A 15,969-nucleotide genomic window follows, 5' to 3' on the forward strand; every position below is an offset into this window, starting at 1 on the left:
GGAGGGGTTTCGATGCGCGCGACGGGAGCGGACGGGCCGGGCCTCGCGCCGGCAGGGGCGGGCGCCGGGCCCAGGCTGTTCGTGCCGGGGGACTGGAACGCCCTGTTCGGCTTCGGCACCAACATCCTGGTCAACCTCCTGGTCCTCACGGGTCTGCTGCGCTTCGTCCTCGGGATGCCGGACGCCGTCACGTTCGGCCGCATCCTGCCGGCGGTGGGCCTGATGCTGTTCCTGTCCACGGCCTATTACGGCTGGCTCGCGTACCGGCTCGCCCGGGCGACCGGCCGCGACGACGTCTGCGCGCTCCCCTCCGGGATCAGCGTGCCGCACATGTTCATCGTCGTGTTCGTGATCATGCTGCCGATCAAGCTCGCCACCGGCGACCCGGTGAAGGGCTGGGAGGCGGGCCTCGCCTGGGTGTTCATCCAGAGCTTCATCCTGATGCTCGGCGGCTTCGCGGCGCCCGTCGTGCGGCGCATCACCCCGCGGGCGGCGCTCCTCGGCACCCTCGCGGGCGTCTCCGTCACCTTCATCGCGATGCGGCCGGCGCTGGAGCTCATCACCACGCCGGTGATCGGCGTGGTGGCGTTCGCCATCATCCTGCTCGCCTGGTTCGGCGGCGTGCGCTACCCGGGCCGCCTGCCGGCGGGCCTCGTCGCGATCCTGTTCGGGATGGCGGTGGCCTGGGGCGCCAAGCTCGTGGGCGTCGAGGCCGGCGGGGTGAGCGGGCCGGGCTTCGTCGCGGCCCTCCAGGGGATCGGCTTCTCGGTCCCGCTGCCGGCCGTCGGGCACGTCTTCGGGGGCTTCTCGTTCCTGGGGATCATCCTGGTCACGGCGATCCCGTTCGGCATCTACGACCTCGTCGAGGCGATGGACAACGTCGAGAGCGCCGAGGTGGCGGGGGACGCCTACCCGACCACGCGCGTGCTCACCGCCGACGGCGTGGTCAGCCTGATCGGCTGCCTGATGGGCAACCCCTTCATCAACGCCGTCTACATCGGCCATCCGGGCTGGAAGGCCATGGGGGGACGCATCGGCTACTCGTTCGCCACCGGCGCCGTGGTGCTGGTCCTGGCCTGGCTCAACCTGATCTCGCTGCTCTCGAGCCTGGTGCCGGTCGTGGCGATCGCCCCGATCCTGCTCTACATCGGCATGCTGATCGGCGCCCAGGCCTTCCAGGAGACGCCGCACGCCCACGCGCCCGCCATCGTCCTCGCCTTCGCGCCGCACCTCGCCTCCTGGGGCAAGACGCTCGTCGACGGGGCGCTCGGGGCCGCCGGCACCAGCGCGGCGATGGTCGGGCTCGACAAGCTCGGGCAGGCGGGCGTGCTCTACGGCGGCCTGGAGGTGCTGGGGGAGGGCGCGATCCTGGGCGGCCTGATCCTCGGCGCCGTGGCGGTGTTCATCATCGAGCGGGATTTCCGCCGCGCCGCGGGCTTCGCCGGCGCCGGCGCGATCCTCACCTTCTTCGGGTTCATGCACGGGCCGGCCGTCGGCGTCGCGGTGAAGCCCGGGCTCGCGGCCGCCTACCTCATGGTCGCGGGGCTGCTCTGGGCCGCCGCGCGGGTCGAGGCCCCGGCGCCGTCGCGGGCGAGCCCGCGCCAGGTGCCGGCGGAGTAGGCGCGGTCCGTCCCCGGGCCGCGGGATCGCGCCCCTCGCGTCGAAGGAGCGGTCGTCCGCGTCCGGAGGCCAAGCCTCGCCGCCGCGCCGGGAGGGCGCGCCGGGGAGGCGGGCCGAAGGCCGTCGGGGAAGGAACGGACGTGATCGAACGAGGCCCCCGGCCCGCCAGTGACACCAGCCGAGCGGACCCCGAGAGTGGCAGGGCCGGCGTGACGGCACGACCCTGGCGCGCCTCAGCGCCCCTGTCTTCGATGTAGGTTAACCGTGGCCGCAGGCCGACCGGGCGCCGCGTGCCGCCGGGCAGCGATGTAACATTGTTGCATCCTGGCGCCGAGGCGCTAGGGTCGCGGGCGTGTCCGGACGAGGAAGCCGCGATGGGCCTGCCGAGAACCTGGGTGACGCTGCTGGCGCTGGGGCTCGGGGTCGGGCTGGGCCCCGCCCGGGCCGAGCCCGCCCGCGTGGTCGCGACCTTCTCGATCCTCGGCGACCTCGTGCGCCAGGTCGGGGGCGAGCGGGTGGCGGTGACGACCCTGGTCGGGCCGAACGGCGACGCCCACGGCTTCGTGCCCGCGCCGGCCGACGCGAAGACGCTCGCGGCCGCGCGCCTCGTCGTCGTCAACGGCCTCGGCTTCGAGGGCTGGATCGACCGCCTGATCAAGGCCTCGGGCACCCGGGCCGTCCTCGTGGTGGCCTCCGCCGGCATCACGCCCCTCGAGGAGGCCCCGGACCAGGCCCACGGCCACGGCGACCACGCCATCGACCCGCATGCCTGGCAGAACGTCGCCAACGTGAAGCGCTACGCCGCGACGATCCGGGACGGATTGATCGGGATCGACCCCGAGGGCCGGCCCGCCTACGAGGCCAACGCCGCCGCCTACCTGGCGGAGCTCGACCGCCTCGACGCGGAGGTCCGGGCCGCGATCGCCGGCATCCCGGAGGCGCGACGCCGGGTCATCACCACGCACGACGCCTTCGGCTACTTCGCCCGGGCCTACGGCCTGCGCTTCCTCGCCCCGCAGGGCGTGTCGAGCGACAGCGAGGCCACGGCCCGGGACGTGGCCGGGATCGTCCGCCAGATCCGCCGCGACAAGATCCCGGCCGTCTTCCTCGAGAACGTCGCGGATCCGCGCCTCATGCGCCAGATCGCCCGCGAGAGCGGCGCCAAGGCCGGCGGCCGGGTGTTCTCCGACGCCCTGTCGGAGCCGTCCGGCCCGGCCCCGACCTACATCGAGATGATGCGCCACAACATCCGCGAGTTCACGGCGGCCCTCGCCGGGTGAGCCGCCGCGGCGGAGAGCCGGCTCCTGCGCGAGGGGCGGCCGCCCGCGCGGGGGGCGAGGCGGGCCGGGCTCAAGCAATGATCGGAGGAGCGCCCGGCCCGCGTGTGACGCCGACCCAAGTACCGACGCTGTGCGGGACCGGGCCGGAGTGACGCCGCCGCAGATGCTCCGGTTTCGGACCGGCGTCCTCAACCTAGGTCAAACGCGGCCGCAGATCGCGTCCCGACCCCGATTAACCCGGCGTACCCGCTCCGGACCCCGCGATCGGAACGGGCGGCCGCTCGGTCCGGACGGCCGAAAGCCCGGCGGAGGGTTAGGACCTTGCCGGGCCTCGGGTCGTGATGAAGATCATGTGCGCTCGCCGGACCAACGCCCCGTCTCCGGGCCCGTTCCAGCGTGGCGGCGGGCCGCCCCCGGATCGGCCCGGGCTCTAGCGCGGTTCGTCCTCGTGGGCCGCGGCCGCCTGGACCATCGCCAGCAGCGTCCCGCGCGTCTGCGGGTCCCTGATGTGGCTGAACGCCCGCAGCAGCTCGACGGCCTGGTGACGGGCATCCGGCGGCGCCGGGGGCTCCTCGCCGGCGGGGGGCGGGGCGAGGCTGACGCCGAGGATCGCCTCGATCCGGCGCACCAGCCGTCCCGTGAGCGGGCGGACGCCGACGTCCGCACCGGGCGCTCGCGTGCACAGGACCTTCGATCGGTCGATGCGCCCGTCCGGTCCGTCCGACACTGCACACCCCCGCGTTCACCAGCAGGCGTTCCTCGTCTCGGTCGACGTAGGCTAGCCCGGAAGCGTTCAACGAAGCAAGCTACTGTGGATCTGCAACGCGCGCGCCGAGCCCGACCGGTCGCGCCGGACCCGCGAGGCCCGACCCCCGGCTCCCGGCCACAAAAAGCCGCTGGCCGGTTTCGCGGTCGTGCGCCCGGTGATCCTCCGGCGGGACCGGGACCGGCCGTGCCGGGATCGGGAAGATGTCGCCGCGGGTGCAACGGCATTGAGGCGCGGCCGGCCCGCGGTGATAGTCCTGCGTCTTCGCTCTCTCGAAGAATTCGCCTGAGATTGTAATCGATCGATGCGGCGGGGGCCGATGCGGGCCGCGCGATGCAGCAAGGTTTGCCGCAGCCGAGCGCCCGAACATCGGCGACGGCATCCAAATTGCGTCGCGTTCGATTTCCGGGGTCGGGGTCAACCTCCGCCGACAGGGTGGTTATGTTGCATCTCGATCTGGATGAGCCTGCGGACCTGACGATCTGGCCATCCGGACCGGATTGCGCCAAGGCCGTCGAACCCGTCGCGTTCCCGACCCTGCGGGCGGCGCTCTCGGCGGCCGCCCTGGCGCTCGAGGATCCGCACCTCGACCCCTGGATCCTGACGGCGAGCGGCCTGATCCTGACGCCCGACTGGCTCCAGGGCCACTTCGCCGGACGGGACCGCGCGTGATGCCGAACCAGCGGCCGCCATCCTCGTTGCCCTGAACGCGGCCGTGTCATACGCCTGTCATCCTGCCGATGGCGGGAACCGCGCCCGGTGCGCGCAGGGCCGGTGTCCGGCGAGGTGCGAGGGGGGGACGAGGTGCCTTGGCCATCCTGACCGCGAAGAGCGCGAGCGCGGCGCCGCGGACCCGCCTGCCGTCCTGGCACGTCCTCGCCTGCGAGTGCTGCGGCTGCACGCCGGAGGACGAGGAGGAGCAGCGCGACCTCTACCGGATCGGCACCTGCGCCACCTGCCTCGAGAAGGACGACGAGAAGGCCGGACCGGGCGAGTGAGCCCGGCGCGCCCGCCGGCCTCGGGTCCCCGGGAGGGCCGAAGCCGAGAGCGTCCTCCCGTCGCGCCCGCGTTGCTGCCCTTAGTGTCGCCACAAATGAAGCGCGGCGTGCCCTCCCCGCAGGTGCGGGGTTGTTTGAGGGGCACGGCATGCGTTTCATCGGTATTCTGGGAGCCCTCGTGTCGGTTGCGGCCGTGCTCGCGGTCAGCGGCGTGTGCAGCATGCTGATGCTGCCGTTCCGCGCCGTCCGCGGCCTGAAGCGGGCCTGACACCCGGGCGGGGCGACGCCGCGGAACCGGCGTCCCTGGCCCCGCCTCGTGCGAAAGCGTCCCGCGTGCCGGCCAAGGCCGGTCCGGCCGCTCCCGTCGACGGCTGCCCTGGCGCGTCTGTCCGCCCCGCGGGGAGCGGCAACGCGCGGGCCGGGCCCCGGGCTGCGGCGCAGTCGCCGGCCCGGCATGTCCCGTCGCCTGGCCGGCGCGTGACGTCTCCTTAGACCGTGCGCCCGGAGCCTGATCGAGGCCGGGCTTCCCCGGACTCCGCTCGCCGCCGCGCCTCCCTGAACGCTCGCCCACCGAGGCGCAGCCGCCGGCCGCCCGTGCGGGCGGTGCTCGCCCGCGCGACACCTCGACCCCGATCCAGCTCCCGGCGGCCCGGGCCCGGCGGACCGCGCCGCGGCACGCTCCCGCGCGGTCGAACGCCGTCGCCCCGGAGCCGCGTCCGCCGACGCCCATGTGCGCAACGGTACATTGCTTCCGGACGGCCCGTGTTACTGGAAACCATACGGTCGCAACATACCGAGCAATAAAAATTCCTTCTCGATTGCACGGGAGAGGCGCTTGAACAGCCAAGTCTACCAGTGAGAACACGTGGGCCACGCGCCGATGAGGGAGCGTCCACCACCAGAGATCTTCCAAAGGAGCATCAGATGAGTGGATTTGCCGAATTCGTGTCGCGCTTCACCGCCCGGGGTGCCGTCCTGGCCGGCCTCGTCGTGCTGGGATCCGCCACCGGCGCCCGGGCGCAGTCGGAGGCCGAGATCGTCAGAGCCTTGATGCCCCTCGGCCCGTCCCGCGCCATCTCGGTGTTCGCCACCAGCAATTCCGGCGAGGGCGACCAGTCCTTCATGGAGACGCTGCGCAACCGCACCGCCTTCTCGGCGAGCGAGCGCGAGAAGATCGCCGCCGCCTCCGCCGATCGGCCGAGCATCGGCCTCGAGATCCCCTTCGAGTACAACTCGGTGAAGATCGGCCCGAAGGCCCTGCCCATGGTCAAGAGCCTGGGGGCCGCGCTCGCCCGTCCCGAACTGCGCGACAGCAGCTTCCTGATCGTCGGCCACACCGACGCCAAGGGCAAGGACCAGGTCAACCTGATGCTGTCGGAGCGCCGCGCCCAGGCGGTCAAGCAGTACATCGTCCAGAACTACGGCGTGGCGGACGCGAACCTCGTGGCGGTCGGCTACGGGCGGACCCACCTGAAGGACGCCGCCAACCCGCTCTCGTCCGCCAACCGCCGGGTCACCGCGGTCAACATGTCGAGCGCCAAGTCGGCCTCGCGCTGAGAGTCGGACGCACGCTGAAGGCCGGCTTCGCGCCGGTCGGCGCGCGGGCGGTCGGGCCGGGTGCAGGTCGGCGGTCCGCAGGCGCCACGGAGCGAAAACACCCGCCGGGGCGGGGCCGGCGGCGTCAGGAGCCCTCCGTGGCGGCCCGGCTCGGGCCGGCGAGGCGCGCGGGCGGGGTCCCGCGGGCCATGTCCCGCCGCACCAGCGCGCAGTGGGTCTCGCGCAGGCCCGGCAGCGCGGCGTCGAGGAGCGAGGCGCGCAGGCCGTCGGCGTCCGGCGGCACCGCGACGCCGTAGACGAGCCCCCGCAGGCCGACATAGACCAGCGCGCCGTGGATGCCGAAGAGCAGCTCGAACTCGTCCTCGCCGAGGGGATGGTCGTCCGGCCCCGGCAGTCCGTGCTCGCCCCGCATCGCCGCCAGCAGCGGCGCGAAGATGCGGGCCCGCACCATCCCGAGGTAGCGGCGCGGCAGGTCGTAGCCCTTGATTCCCGCCGAGACGAAGATCCGCAGCCAGGCGTAGTCGTGGATGGTGCGCTGGTAGTCCGTCTCGAAGCGCCGGAAGCGCTCGCCCGTCGGCAGCGACGCGTCCGCGACGACGGCCTCCCATTCGGGCTTCCAGCGCCGGAGGTAGAGCTCCTCGTAGATGCGCTCGATCAGGTCCTGCTTGCTCGGGAAGTAGCGGTAGAGCAGCGGCTGGGTGATGCCGAGCCGGCGCGCCAGCTCCCGGGTGTGCCCGTCGAGCCCGACCTCGGCGAAGAACGCGATCGCGCCCTCGATGATCTGGCGCTCGCGCGCCCGGGCGTCGAGCCGGCGCGGCCGCGCGCCCGGCGGGCCGGCGCCGGCGGGCGGGCCGCCGGCCTGCGACTTTCGGTCGGACGGCTGTCGGACGGTTGACGGCATCGCGGCCTTCGGCTCTTATTGAAGAAACGATCAACAAGCTCCGGACAGACTGCCCCAGGCGGGTCGGTCCGGGCAAGCCGGAGCCTCTGGTCCGCTCGATCCGGGCGGAGGCCCCCGCGGGAAGGAAACGGGCCTTGAAGGCTCCCGAGGTCGCCTACGCCTGCCCGTCGACGCTCGACGAGGCCCTGACCCTGCTGTCCCGGCACGGGGACGAGGCGCGGCCGCTCGCGGGCGGCCAGAGCCTCGTCACCGCGCTCAACATGCGGCTCGCCGCGCCCGCGCTGCTCGTCGACCTCAACCGCATTCCGGATCTCGCCGGCATCACCCGGCGGGACGGCGTCGTCCGGGTCGGCGCGATGACGCGCCACCGGGACCTCGGCGCCTCGGACCTGGTGCGGGATCACCTGCCCCTGGTCGCCGCGGCGGTGCCGCACATCGCCCACCCGGCCATCCGCAACCGCGGCACCCTCGGGGGCTCGGTGGCCCTCGGCGATCCGGCGGCCGAGCTGCCCGCCTGCTGCCTCGCCCTCGGGGCCACGATGGTCCTGCGCGGGCAGGGCGGCGAGCGCCGCGTGCCGGCGGACGCCTTCTTCCTCGGCCTCTACGCCACCGCCATCGCGCCGGCCGAGATCCTGGTGGCGATCGAGTTCCCGCTGCCGGAGCCCGGCGCGGTCTGGGGCTTCCAGGAGCTCGCCCGCCGGCACGGCGACTACGCCCTCGCGGGCCTCGCCGCCACGGCCCGGCGCCGGGAGCGCGGCCTCGACGCGGTGCGCCTCGTGTTCTTCGGCGTCGGCGACCGGCCGGTCCTCGCGCGCGGGGCCTCCGCGGCGCTGGCCGGCGCGGGGATCCGGGCCGCGCAAGCCGCCCTCGACGCCGACATCGACCCCCCGGACGACGTCGCCGTGAAGGGCCGCACCCGGCGCCACCTCGCCCGCGTGCTGCTCGGCCGGGTCGCCGGCGGGATGCTGGAGGGGGCGCCGTGATGGAGCGCGAGCACGCCGTCGCGTTCACGCTGAACGGGGAGCGCGTCGCCTGCCGGCCGGCGGCCCGCACGCATCTCGGCGACCTCCTGCGGGCGGAGTTCGGCCTCACGGGCGTGCATCTCGGCTGCGAGCACGGCGTCTGCGGCGCCTGCACCATCCTGGTCGACGGGCGCGCCACCCGGTCCTGCCTGATGCTGGCGGTCCAGGCGAACGGGACCGTGGTCGAGACGATCGAGGGCCTGACGGAGCGCGGCGCCGTGGCCGACCTCCAGGACGCCTTCCACGTCCGCAACGCCCTGCAATGCGGCTACTGCACGCCCGGGATGCTGGTGACCGCCGCGGAGCTCCTGGCCGAGGAGGCCGCGCCCGGCCGCGAGGCGATCCGGGCGGCGATCGGCGGCAATTACTGCCGCTGCACCGGCTACCACGCCATCGTGGACGCGATCGCGGCCGTGGCGGAGGGACGCGCGGCCCGCGAAGGGGGCGGCGCATGAGCGGGGGACTCACCTTCCTCGACCGGCCGAACAGCTACATCGGCCGCTCCGTGCCGCGCCCGAACGCCCGGCGCCTGCTCGAGGGCCGGGGCACCTTCGTGGACGACGTCGCGGTGCCGCGCCTCGCCCACGTCGCCTTCCTGAGGAGCCCCGTGGCCCACGCGCGGATCGCGGCCCTCCACACCGCCGCCGCGAGCGCCATGCCGGGCGTCCTCGCGGTGGTGGACGGGCCCGCGCTGGCGCGGGTATGCGCGCCGTGGGTCGGCGTGCTCGGCCACTTCAAGGGCCTGCGCTCGGCCCCCCAGCACGCCCTCGCGGTCGACCGGGTGACGTGGGTGGGCGAGCCGTTCTGCGCCGTGGTCGCCCGCAGCCGGCCCGAGGCCGAGGACGCCCTCGCGGCGATCCGGGCCGACCTCGAGCCCCTGCCGGCCGTCGTCGACATGGAGACGGCGCTCGATCCCGGAACCCCGCCGATCCACCCGGAGCTCGGCGACAACCTCGCCTTCGAGCGCCGCCTCGAGGTCGGCGACGTCGAGGGCGCGTTCCGGGACGCCGCCCTCGTGGTGGAGGAGACCTTCGGGTTCGGCCGGCACACGGGCGTCTGCCTCGAGCCCCGCGCCATCCTGGCCGACTGGAACGCCGCCGACGGGCTGCTCACGGTGCACCACTCGTTCCAGGCCCCGCACATGATGCAGGACATCCTGGCCAAGCACCTCGCCCTGCCCGAGGGGGCGGTGCGGGTGATCTGCCGCGACGTCGGCGGCTCCTTCGGCATCAAGGTCCACATCTACCCCGACGAGATGGCCACCTGCGCCCTGGCCCTGATGCTCCGGCGGCCGGTGAAGTTCGTGGCCGACCGCCTGGAGAGCTTCACCAGCGACATCCACGCCCGCGATCACCGGGTCACGGCCCGGATGGCGTTCTCGGCCGAGGGCGACATCCTGGCCCTGGACATGGACGACCTGACCGGGATCGGCCCCTACTCGGTCTATCCCCGCACCAGCGCCGTCGAGGCGAACCAGGTCGTCAACCTGACGGGCGGTCCCTACCGCCACGGGGCCTACCGGGCCCGGGCCCGGGTCGTGCTCCAGAACAAGGCGCCGACCTGCCAGTACCGGGCCGTGGGCCACCCGATCGCCACCATGGTGGCCGAGGGACTGCTCGACCTCGGCGCCGCGCGCCTCGGGCTCGACCCGGCGGCGATCCGCCTGCGCAACGTCATCCCGGACGACGCCTATCCGTGCGCGGGGGTCTCGGGCATCCGCCTCGAGAAGCTCTCGCACCAGGCGGCCCTGGCCAAGCTCCTCGCCATGATGGACTACGACGCCCTGCGCGCCGAGCAGGCGGCCCTGCGCCGGGAGGGCGTCCACCGCGGCATCGGCCTGTCGGTCTTCATCGAGATCACCAACCCGTCGGCGGCCTTCTACGGCGTCGGCGGCGCCCGCATCTCCGCGCAGGACGGCTGCACGATCCGCCTCGACCCGCAGGGCGGGGTCGTGGCGGCGATCAGCGTGACGGAGCAGGGCCAGGGCACCGAGGCGGTGATCGCCCAGGTGGTCGCCACCGCGACCGGCGTGCCCCTCGGCATGGTCCGGGTGGTGAGCGGCGACACCCAGGCGACGCCCTATGGCGGCGGCACCTGGGCCTCGCGGGGCGCCGGGATCGGCGGCGAGGCCGCCTGGCAGGCCGGCAAGGCCCTGCGGGCGAACGTGACCGCGGTGGCCGCCGCCATTCTGCAGGCGCGGGCCGAGACCCTCGACATCCGCGAGGGCGCCATCGTGGACGCCGCCACCGGCGTCGAGCGCATGAGCCTCGCGGAGCTCGGCCGCATCGCCTACTTCCGGCCCGACACCCTGCCGGCCGGGGTGCAGCCGGAATTCGTGGTCACGCGGCACTACGTGCCCAAGGACTACCCGTTCGCCTTCACCAACGGCGTCCAGGCTTCTTCCGTCGAGGTCGACGTCGAGACCGGCTTCGTCCGGCTGCTCGGCCACTGGTGCGTGGAGGATTGCGGCACGGTGCTCAACCCGCTCCTCGTCGACGAGCAGATCCGCGGCGGCATCGTGCAGGGCCTCGGGGGGGCATTGTTCGAGCACTGCCTGTACGATTCCGAGGGGCAGCTCCTCAACGGCTCCATGGCCGACTACCTCGTGCCCATGGCCGGCGAGATGCCCGACATCGCGGTCGCCCACGTGGTCTCGGCGACGGCCTCGTCGGAGATCGGCGCCAAGGGCGCGGGCGAGGCCGGCACGGCCGGCGCGCCGGCGGCGGTCGTCAACGCCATCAACGACGCCCTCCGGCCCCTCGGCGCCCGGGTGAGCCGCCAGCCGGTCACGCCCGAGACGATCCTCGAGGCGCTGGGCGCGATCTGACATGCCCGCCGCCGAACCGCCCGAGGGGCGAGGACATGATCCGGCCGGGGGCGGGGCGCCGGCGGGGGGGCGGTCCGAGACTTCGTCCGCCCCGGCACCGGCCCGGGGCGGAACGCGCGGGGAGGGAGACAGGATGACACTCGGCTTCGACAGGCGCCGCCTGCTCACGGGCGGAGCCGCGGCCGCCGGCCTGGCGCTCGCCGCGCCCGCCCTCCTGCGCCACGCCAGGGCGGAGGGGACGGGCCCGATCCGGATCGGCTTCCCGGTCCCGCTGACCGGCCCGTTCGGGGCCGAGGCGAACGACCAGGTCCGCGCCGCCCAGATCGCCGTGAAGGAGTTCAACGCCGCGGGCGGGCTCGGCGGCCGGCTGGCCGAGATCCTGGTGCGCGACGACAAGCTCAACCCGGGCGAGGCCGCCACCCGCACCCTGGAGCTGATCGAGAAGGACAAGGTCAACGTCCTGGTCGGCGGCCTCTCGGCGGCCGTGACGCTCTCGATCAACAACGTCGCCCGCGGGCGCGGCGTGATCTACAACTCGATCAGCCAGTCCGACGCGATCACGGAGGCCAAGGATTTCGGCCGCACGACCTTTCACGAGGCCCTGAGCCCGCACATGACCGCCGGGGCGGTCGGGCGCTACGTCTTCCCCCGGCACGGCAAGCGGGTGGCGTTCCTCACCGCCGACTACGCGTACGGCCACGAGATGGTGCGGGGCTTCAGGCGCGCCGGCGCGGCCTTCGGCATCGAGGTGGTGTCCGACGTGCGCCACCCGATCGGGGCCACCGACTACTCGGCCTTCCTGCCAATGATCGCCTCCCTGCGCCCCGACGTGCTCTGCCTGTGCAATTTCGGCCGCGATCAGGTCGTGTCGGTCCAGCAGGCCACGGAGTTCGGCCTCAAGCAGTCGACGAAGCTCGTCGCCCCGGTCCTGCTCCTCACGGCCCGCAAGGCCGGCGGCGAGGCGTTCGAGGGCGTGGTCGGCGGCACCTCCTACTACTGGGGCCTCGAGGAGACCGTGCCGAGCGCCAGGGCCTTCAACGACAAGTTCCGGGCCGCCTACGGCGGCGCGGTCCCGTCCGATTACGGCGCCCTCGGCTACGCGGGCGTGCGCTCGGTGCTGGAGGCGGCCAAGCTCGCCGGGTCCGTCGAGACCGACAGGCTCGTGCCCGCCCTGGAGGCGCTCAGGGCCGACTTCTACAAGGGCCCGCAATACTTCCGGACCTGCGACCACCAGTCGGTGCAGTCGGTCCTGATCGTCGAGTCGAAGTTCAGGAACCAGAGGACGCCGGACGACCTCTTCTCCATCGTCCACGCCGAGGCGCCGGACGAGGCGGGCCTGCGCTCCTGCGCCGAACTCGGCCACAGGCAGGGCTGACGCCGTGGCGACGCTGATCCCGCCCGCCCGGGCCCGGGCCGCCCCGTGACCCTCGCCTCCCTCCCCCTCACCCTCGTGGCGCTCCAGGTCGTGACCGGGATCGCCCTCGGGGCGATCTACGTGCTGGTCGGGATCGGCCTGTCGCTGATCTTCGGCCTGATGAACATCGTCAACTTCGCCCACGGCGCCTTCTTCATGGCGGGCGCCTACGTGGGCGTGTTCCTGTACGGCTACACGGGCAATTTCTGGGTGAGCCTCGTCGTCGCCCCGGTGGCGATCGGGCTCCTCGGGCTCGCGGTCGAGCGGGTGCTGATCCGCCCGCTCTACGGCCGCGGCCCCGACGACCCGTTGCTCCTGACCTTCGGCCTCGCCTACGTGGTGGTCGAGAGCGTGCGCATCCTGTTCGGGCTCACCGGGCTGCCCTTCTCGGCGCCGCCCCCCTTGCGCGGCGCGGTCGACATCGGCATCGGCTACTTCCCGCTCTACCGCCTGTTCCTCATCGGCTTCGTCGGCCTCGTGGTCCTGGGCCTCTGGCTCCTCATCGAGCGCACGCGGTTCGGCCTCATCATCCGGGCGGGCGCGCGCGACCCGCAGATCGTGCAGGTGCTCGGCATCGACATCGGGCGCGTCTGGCTCGCGGTATTCGGGCTCGGCTGCGCGCTCGCGGGGCTCGCCGGGATCCTGGCCGCGCCCCTCCAGGGCGTGACGCCCGAGATGGGCGTCCCCGTCCTGGCCGAGGCCTTCGTGGTCACGGTGGTGGGCGGCATGGGGTCCCTCGCCGGGGCGGTCCTGGCCGGGCTGCTGGTCGGGATCGTCGTGGCGATGACCTCGCTCATCGCGCCCGACCTGACCAAGATGGCGATCTTCGCCGTGATGGCGCTCGTGCTCCTCGTGCGCCCGCGGGGGCTGCTCGGCCGCGCCGGGGCCTTCGGGTGAGCGGGAGTGCGGCCGGGCCCGCGCGCGCCGTCCCCTCGTCCGAGGGCTCGGGCGCCCCCGGCGGCCGGCTCGCGCGGGCGGGCCGCCACCGGGTGGCGCTCAGCCTCGCCGCCCTGGCGCTGTTCCCGCTCGTCGCGCCCTACGAGGCCCTCGCCGTCAACATCCTGGTGCTGGGGCTCTACGCCCTCGGCTTCAACCTGCTGTTCGGCTACGCCGGCCTGCTCTCGTTCGGCCACGCCGCCTTCCTGGGGGCGGGGGCCTACGGCTGCGGCATCGCGATCGTGCAGTACGGCCTGCACCCCCTGGCCGCCATCGGGCTCGGGACCGGGCTCGCCGTCGCGGTGGCCGCCGCCATGGGGTACCTGGCGATCCGCACCCGCGGGATCTACTTCGCCATGACGACGCTGGCGCTGTCGATGTGCGTCTACTACGCCTTCTACCGGGCCGAGCGCCTCACGGGCGGCGAGAACGGCCTGCGCGGCATCAACGTCCCGGCGCTCGGCCTGCCGGGCGTCAGCCTGCCGCTCCTCGACCCCACGGTGAAGTACTACGTCGTCCTGGTGTTCGTGGGCGCGGCGATCTGGCTGTTCTCGCGCATCCTGGCCTCGCCGTTCGGGGCGGTGCTGGAGGCGATCCGCGAGAACGAGGGCCGGGCCGAGGCCTGCGGCTACGACGTGCGGCGGGTGAAGCTCGTGGCCTTCGTGATCTCCGGCGCCTTCTGCGGCCTCGCCGGCGCGCTCCAGGCCATCCACCTGTCGATCGTGCCGATCGAGACCATGCACTACGCGACCTCGGGCGAGGCCGTGATGATGGCGCTGCTCGGGGGCACGCGCACCTTCTTCGGGCCCTTCGTCGGGGCGGCGACCTTCCTGCTGCTCCAGGACGGGCTCGCGACCCTGACGAGCCACTGGCAGCTCCTCGTCGGGGCGATCTTCATCGCCTTCGTGCTGTTCCTGCCGCTGGGCCTCTGGGGCGAGGTGCTGGCGCGCCTCCGGCGCCTGGACGCGGCGCCGGGAGGGGCGCCGTGAGCGCGGTCCCGATCCTCGCCACGGAGGGCGTCGGCAAGCGCTTCGGCGCCTTCCGGGCGCTCGACGGCGTCAGCGTGGCGTTTCCGGAGGGCGGCATCACGGCAATCATCGGCCCGAACGGGGCCGGCAAGTCGACCTTCTTCAACCTCGTCTCGGGCGCCTTCCCGCCGAGCGAGGGCCGCATCCTCTACCGGGGCCGCGACATCACCGGGAGCCCGCCGCACCGGTTCGCGGCCTTAGGGATCGCGAAGTCGTTCCAGATCACCAACGTGTTCCCGCACCTCACCGCCCACGAGAACGTGCGGGTGGCGGCCCAGGCCCGGCGCGTCCGCTTCGACCTGCTGCGCGACCGCGCCGCCTACCCGGAGCTCGCCCGCAAGGCCGAGGCGCTGCTCGCCGAGGTGGGCCTGCCCGACCGCGCGGGGCGGCTCGCCCGCGAGCTCGCCCACGGCGAGCAGCGGGCGCTCGAGATCGCCATGGCGCTCGCCGCCGACCCCGACCTCCTGCTCCTCGACGAGCCGACCGCCGGCATGAGCCCGGAGGAGACCCGCGCCATGATGGGCCTGGTCGCGCGGCTCGCCGCCCGGCGCACCCTGATCCTGGTCGAGCACAAGATGAAGCTCGTGATGGACCTCTGCCGGCGCCTCATCGTGCTGCACCAGGGCCGGCTCCTCGCCGAGGGCACGCCCGACGCCATCCGGGCCGACGCCGAGGTGCGGCGCGTCTACCTGGGCAGAAGCGCGTGAGCGCGTCCCTCCCTGGTCCGGAGCGCGTGAGCGCGTCCCTCCCTGGTCCGGAGCGCGTGAGCGCGTCCCTCCCTGGTCCGGAGCGCGCGGGCGCCTCTCCGGCCGGCGATCCCCTCCTGGCGGTCGAGGGCCTGGACGCCTGGTACGGCCACAGCCACATCCTGCAGGGCGTCACCCTGGAAGTGCGGCCCGGGGAGATCGTGACGCTGATCGGCCGCAACGGCGCCGGCAAGACCACGACCCTGCGCGCCGTGATGGGCCTGGTGCCGCGCCGGCGCGGCCGGGTGGCCTTCGCGGGCGAGGAGATCCTGGCGCTGCCGGCGCACGTCCGCTTCCACCGCGGCCTCGCCTACGTCCCCGAGGAGCGCCGCATCGTGCCGGGGCTCACGGTCGCCGAGAACCTCCGCCTCGGCCTGCTGGCGCGGCGCGGCGGCGCGGCGCGGGGGCGGCGCCACGAGGCGGCCCGCATCGAGGCCATCGCCGAGACCTTCCCGCGCCTGAAGCAGCGCCTCGCGCAGGAGGCCGTCACCCTGTCGGGCGGCGAGCAGCAGATGCTCGCCATCGCCCGCGCGCTCATGGCCGAGCCCGTGATGGTGCTGCTCGACGAGCCCTCCGAGGGCATCATGCCGATCCTGGTCGAGGAGATGTTCGAGCAGTTCGTGGCCATGAAGCGGACCGGCACGACGATCCTCCTCGTCGAGCAGAACGTGGATCTCGCCCTCGCGGTCTCGGACCGGGTCTACGTCATGGACCAGGGCGCCGTCGTCCACCACGACGCGGCGGCCGTGCTGAGGGCCGATCCGGAGATCCAGGAGCGCTACTGCGCGGTGTGAGGCCGCCGGCGCGCGCCGCGGGAGCCGGGGGAGGGGGCCTTCACCCGTTCGTCACGGAATCGTCGCGCGGGGAGTTGACG

15 protein-coding genes are annotated in these 15,969 nt (G+C 73.8%); 13 read left to right on the forward strand and 2 right to left on the reverse strand.

Translation table 11 applies throughout. The features are described 5' to 3' along the window. Positions 1–12: 12 nt before the first annotated feature. Both DT057_RS08390 and DT057_RS08395 read left to right on the forward strand, forming a co-directional pair. Positions 13–1,620 carry a regulator gene (locus DT057_RS08390; RefSeq protein ID WP_238312638.1) on the forward strand — a complete coding sequence of 536 codons (1,608 nt, stop codon included), beginning with the start codon at positions 13–15 and terminating at the stop codon, positions 1,618–1,620. 374 nt (positions 1,621–1,994) lie between these two features. Next, on the forward strand, positions 1,995–2,900 hold the full coding sequence (locus DT057_RS08395) for a metal ABC transporter substrate-binding protein (protein WP_128561631.1): 906 nt from the start codon (positions 1,995–1,997) through the stop codon (positions 2,898–2,900). 430 nt (positions 2,901–3,330) lie between these two features. Here DT057_RS08395 and DT057_RS08400 read toward each other — a convergent pair whose 3' ends face one another. Then, a complete protein-coding gene (locus tag DT057_RS08400; protein WP_128561632.1) occupies positions 3,331–3,627 on the reverse strand; it encodes a hypothetical protein in 297 nt (98 codons plus the stop codon). Positions 3,628–4,107: 480 nt separating this feature from the next. On the opposite strand from DT057_RS08400, the gene DT057_RS08405 reads away from it, so the two are divergent. The 3 genes from DT057_RS08405 (at position 4,108) to DT057_RS08415 (ending at position 6,221) form a co-directional block, all read left to right on the forward strand. After that, positions 4,108–4,338 carry a hypothetical protein gene (locus DT057_RS08405; RefSeq protein ID WP_128561633.1) on the forward strand — a complete coding sequence of 77 codons (231 nt, stop codon included), beginning with the start codon at positions 4,108–4,110 and terminating at the stop codon, positions 4,336–4,338. 137 nt (positions 4,339–4,475) lie between these two features. After that, on the forward strand, positions 4,476–4,664 hold the full coding sequence (locus tag DT057_RS08410) for a hypothetical protein (protein WP_128561634.1): 189 nt from the start codon (positions 4,476–4,478) through the stop codon (positions 4,662–4,664). A 924-nt stretch (positions 4,665–5,588) separates the two neighbouring features. Further along, a complete protein-coding gene (locus tag DT057_RS08415; RefSeq protein ID WP_128561635.1) occupies positions 5,589–6,221 on the forward strand; it encodes an OmpA family protein in 633 nt (210 codons plus the stop codon). 124 nt (positions 6,222–6,345) lie between these two features. On the opposite strand, the gene DT057_RS08420 is transcribed toward DT057_RS08415, so the two are convergent. Beyond that, the gene (locus tag DT057_RS08420; RefSeq protein WP_128561636.1) at positions 6,346–7,122 is read right to left on the reverse strand and encodes a TetR/AcrR family transcriptional regulator; all 777 of its coding nucleotides are present in this window, start codon (positions 7,120–7,122) and stop codon (positions 6,346–6,348) included. A gap of 134 nt (positions 7,123–7,256) precedes the next feature. On the opposite strand from DT057_RS08420, the gene DT057_RS08425 reads away from it, so the two are divergent. The 8 genes from DT057_RS08425 to DT057_RS08460 all read left to right on the forward strand — a co-directional run bounded on the left by DT057_RS08425 (position 7,257) and on the right by DT057_RS08460 (position 15,889). Continuing rightward, the gene (locus tag DT057_RS08425; RefSeq protein WP_128561637.1) at positions 7,257–8,105 is read left to right on the forward strand and encodes an FAD binding domain-containing protein; all 849 of its coding nucleotides are present in this window, start codon (positions 7,257–7,259) and stop codon (positions 8,103–8,105) included. Then, a complete protein-coding gene (locus tag DT057_RS08430; protein ID WP_128561647.1) occupies positions 8,105–8,599 on the forward strand; it encodes a (2Fe-2S)-binding protein in 495 nt (164 codons plus the stop codon). The genes DT057_RS08425 and DT057_RS08430 overlap by 1 nt, the downstream gene beginning before the upstream one ends. Then, entirely contained in the window at positions 8,596–10,971 is a 2,376-nt protein-coding gene (locus DT057_RS08435) for a xanthine dehydrogenase family protein molybdopterin-binding subunit (protein ID WP_128561638.1), read from the forward strand. Before DT057_RS08430 ends, DT057_RS08435 begins: the two co-directional genes overlap by 4 nt. A gap of 133 nt (positions 10,972–11,104) precedes the next feature. Then, the gene (locus DT057_RS08440; RefSeq protein WP_128561639.1) at positions 11,105–12,346 is read left to right on the forward strand and encodes an ABC transporter substrate-binding protein; all 1,242 of its coding nucleotides are present in this window, start codon (positions 11,105–11,107) and stop codon (positions 12,344–12,346) included. A gap of 45 nt (positions 12,347–12,391) precedes the next feature. Next, positions 12,392–13,282, forward strand: a complete 891-nt coding sequence (locus DT057_RS08445) for a branched-chain amino acid ABC transporter permease (protein ID WP_128561640.1) — start codon at positions 12,392–12,394, stop codon at positions 13,280–13,282. Continuing rightward, the gene (locus DT057_RS08450) at positions 13,279–14,310 is read left to right on the forward strand and encodes a branched-chain amino acid ABC transporter permease (protein WP_128561641.1); all 1,032 of its coding nucleotides are present in this window, start codon (positions 13,279–13,281) and stop codon (positions 14,308–14,310) included. Before DT057_RS08445 ends, DT057_RS08450 begins: the two co-directional genes overlap by 4 nt. Then, positions 14,307–15,056, forward strand: coding sequence for an ABC transporter ATP-binding protein (locus DT057_RS08455; RefSeq protein ID WP_128561642.1), 750 nt, complete (start codon positions 14,307–14,309; stop codon positions 15,054–15,056). The genes DT057_RS08450 and DT057_RS08455 overlap by 4 nt, the downstream gene beginning before the upstream one ends. A gap of 56 nt (positions 15,057–15,112) precedes the next feature. Next, the gene (locus DT057_RS08460; RefSeq protein ID WP_128561643.1) at positions 15,113–15,889 is read left to right on the forward strand and encodes an ABC transporter ATP-binding protein; all 777 of its coding nucleotides are present in this window, start codon (positions 15,113–15,115) and stop codon (positions 15,887–15,889) included. Positions 15,890–15,969 lie beyond the last annotated feature (80 nt).

This window comes from Methylobacterium crusticola, assembly GCF_003574465.1.
GTDB classification, from domain to species: Bacteria; Pseudomonadota; Alphaproteobacteria; order Rhizobiales; family Beijerinckiaceae; genus Methylobacterium; species Methylobacterium crusticola.

Bases quoted from the DNA above. Each gene is read 5' to 3' on its own strand.
- DT057_RS08390 (WP_238312638.1), top strand. From the start codon at position 13: ATGCGCGCGACGGGAGCGGACGGGCCGGGCCTCGCGCCGGCAGGGGCG.
- DT057_RS08395 (WP_128561631.1), top strand. From the start codon at position 1,995: ATGGGCCTGCCGAGAACCTGGGTGACGCTGCTGGCGCTGGGGCTCGGG.
- DT057_RS08405 (WP_128561633.1), top strand. From the start codon at position 4,108: ATGTTGCATCTCGATCTGGATGAGCCTGCGGACCTGACGATCTGGCCA.
- DT057_RS08415 (WP_128561635.1), top strand. From the start codon at position 5,589: ATGAGTGGATTTGCCGAATTCGTGTCGCGCTTCACCGCCCGGGGTGCC.
- DT057_RS08420 (WP_128561636.1), bottom strand. From the start codon at position 7,122: ATGCCGTCAACCGTCCGACAGCCGTCCGACCGAAAGTCGCAGGCCGGC.
- DT057_RS08430 (WP_128561647.1), top strand. From the start codon at position 8,105: ATGGAGCGCGAGCACGCCGTCGCGTTCACGCTGAACGGGGAGCGCGTC.
- DT057_RS08435 (WP_128561638.1), top strand. From the start codon at position 8,596: ATGAGCGGGGGACTCACCTTCCTCGACCGGCCGAACAGCTACATCGGC.
- DT057_RS08440 (WP_128561639.1), top strand. From the start codon at position 11,105: ATGACACTCGGCTTCGACAGGCGCCGCCTGCTCACGGGCGGAGCCGCG.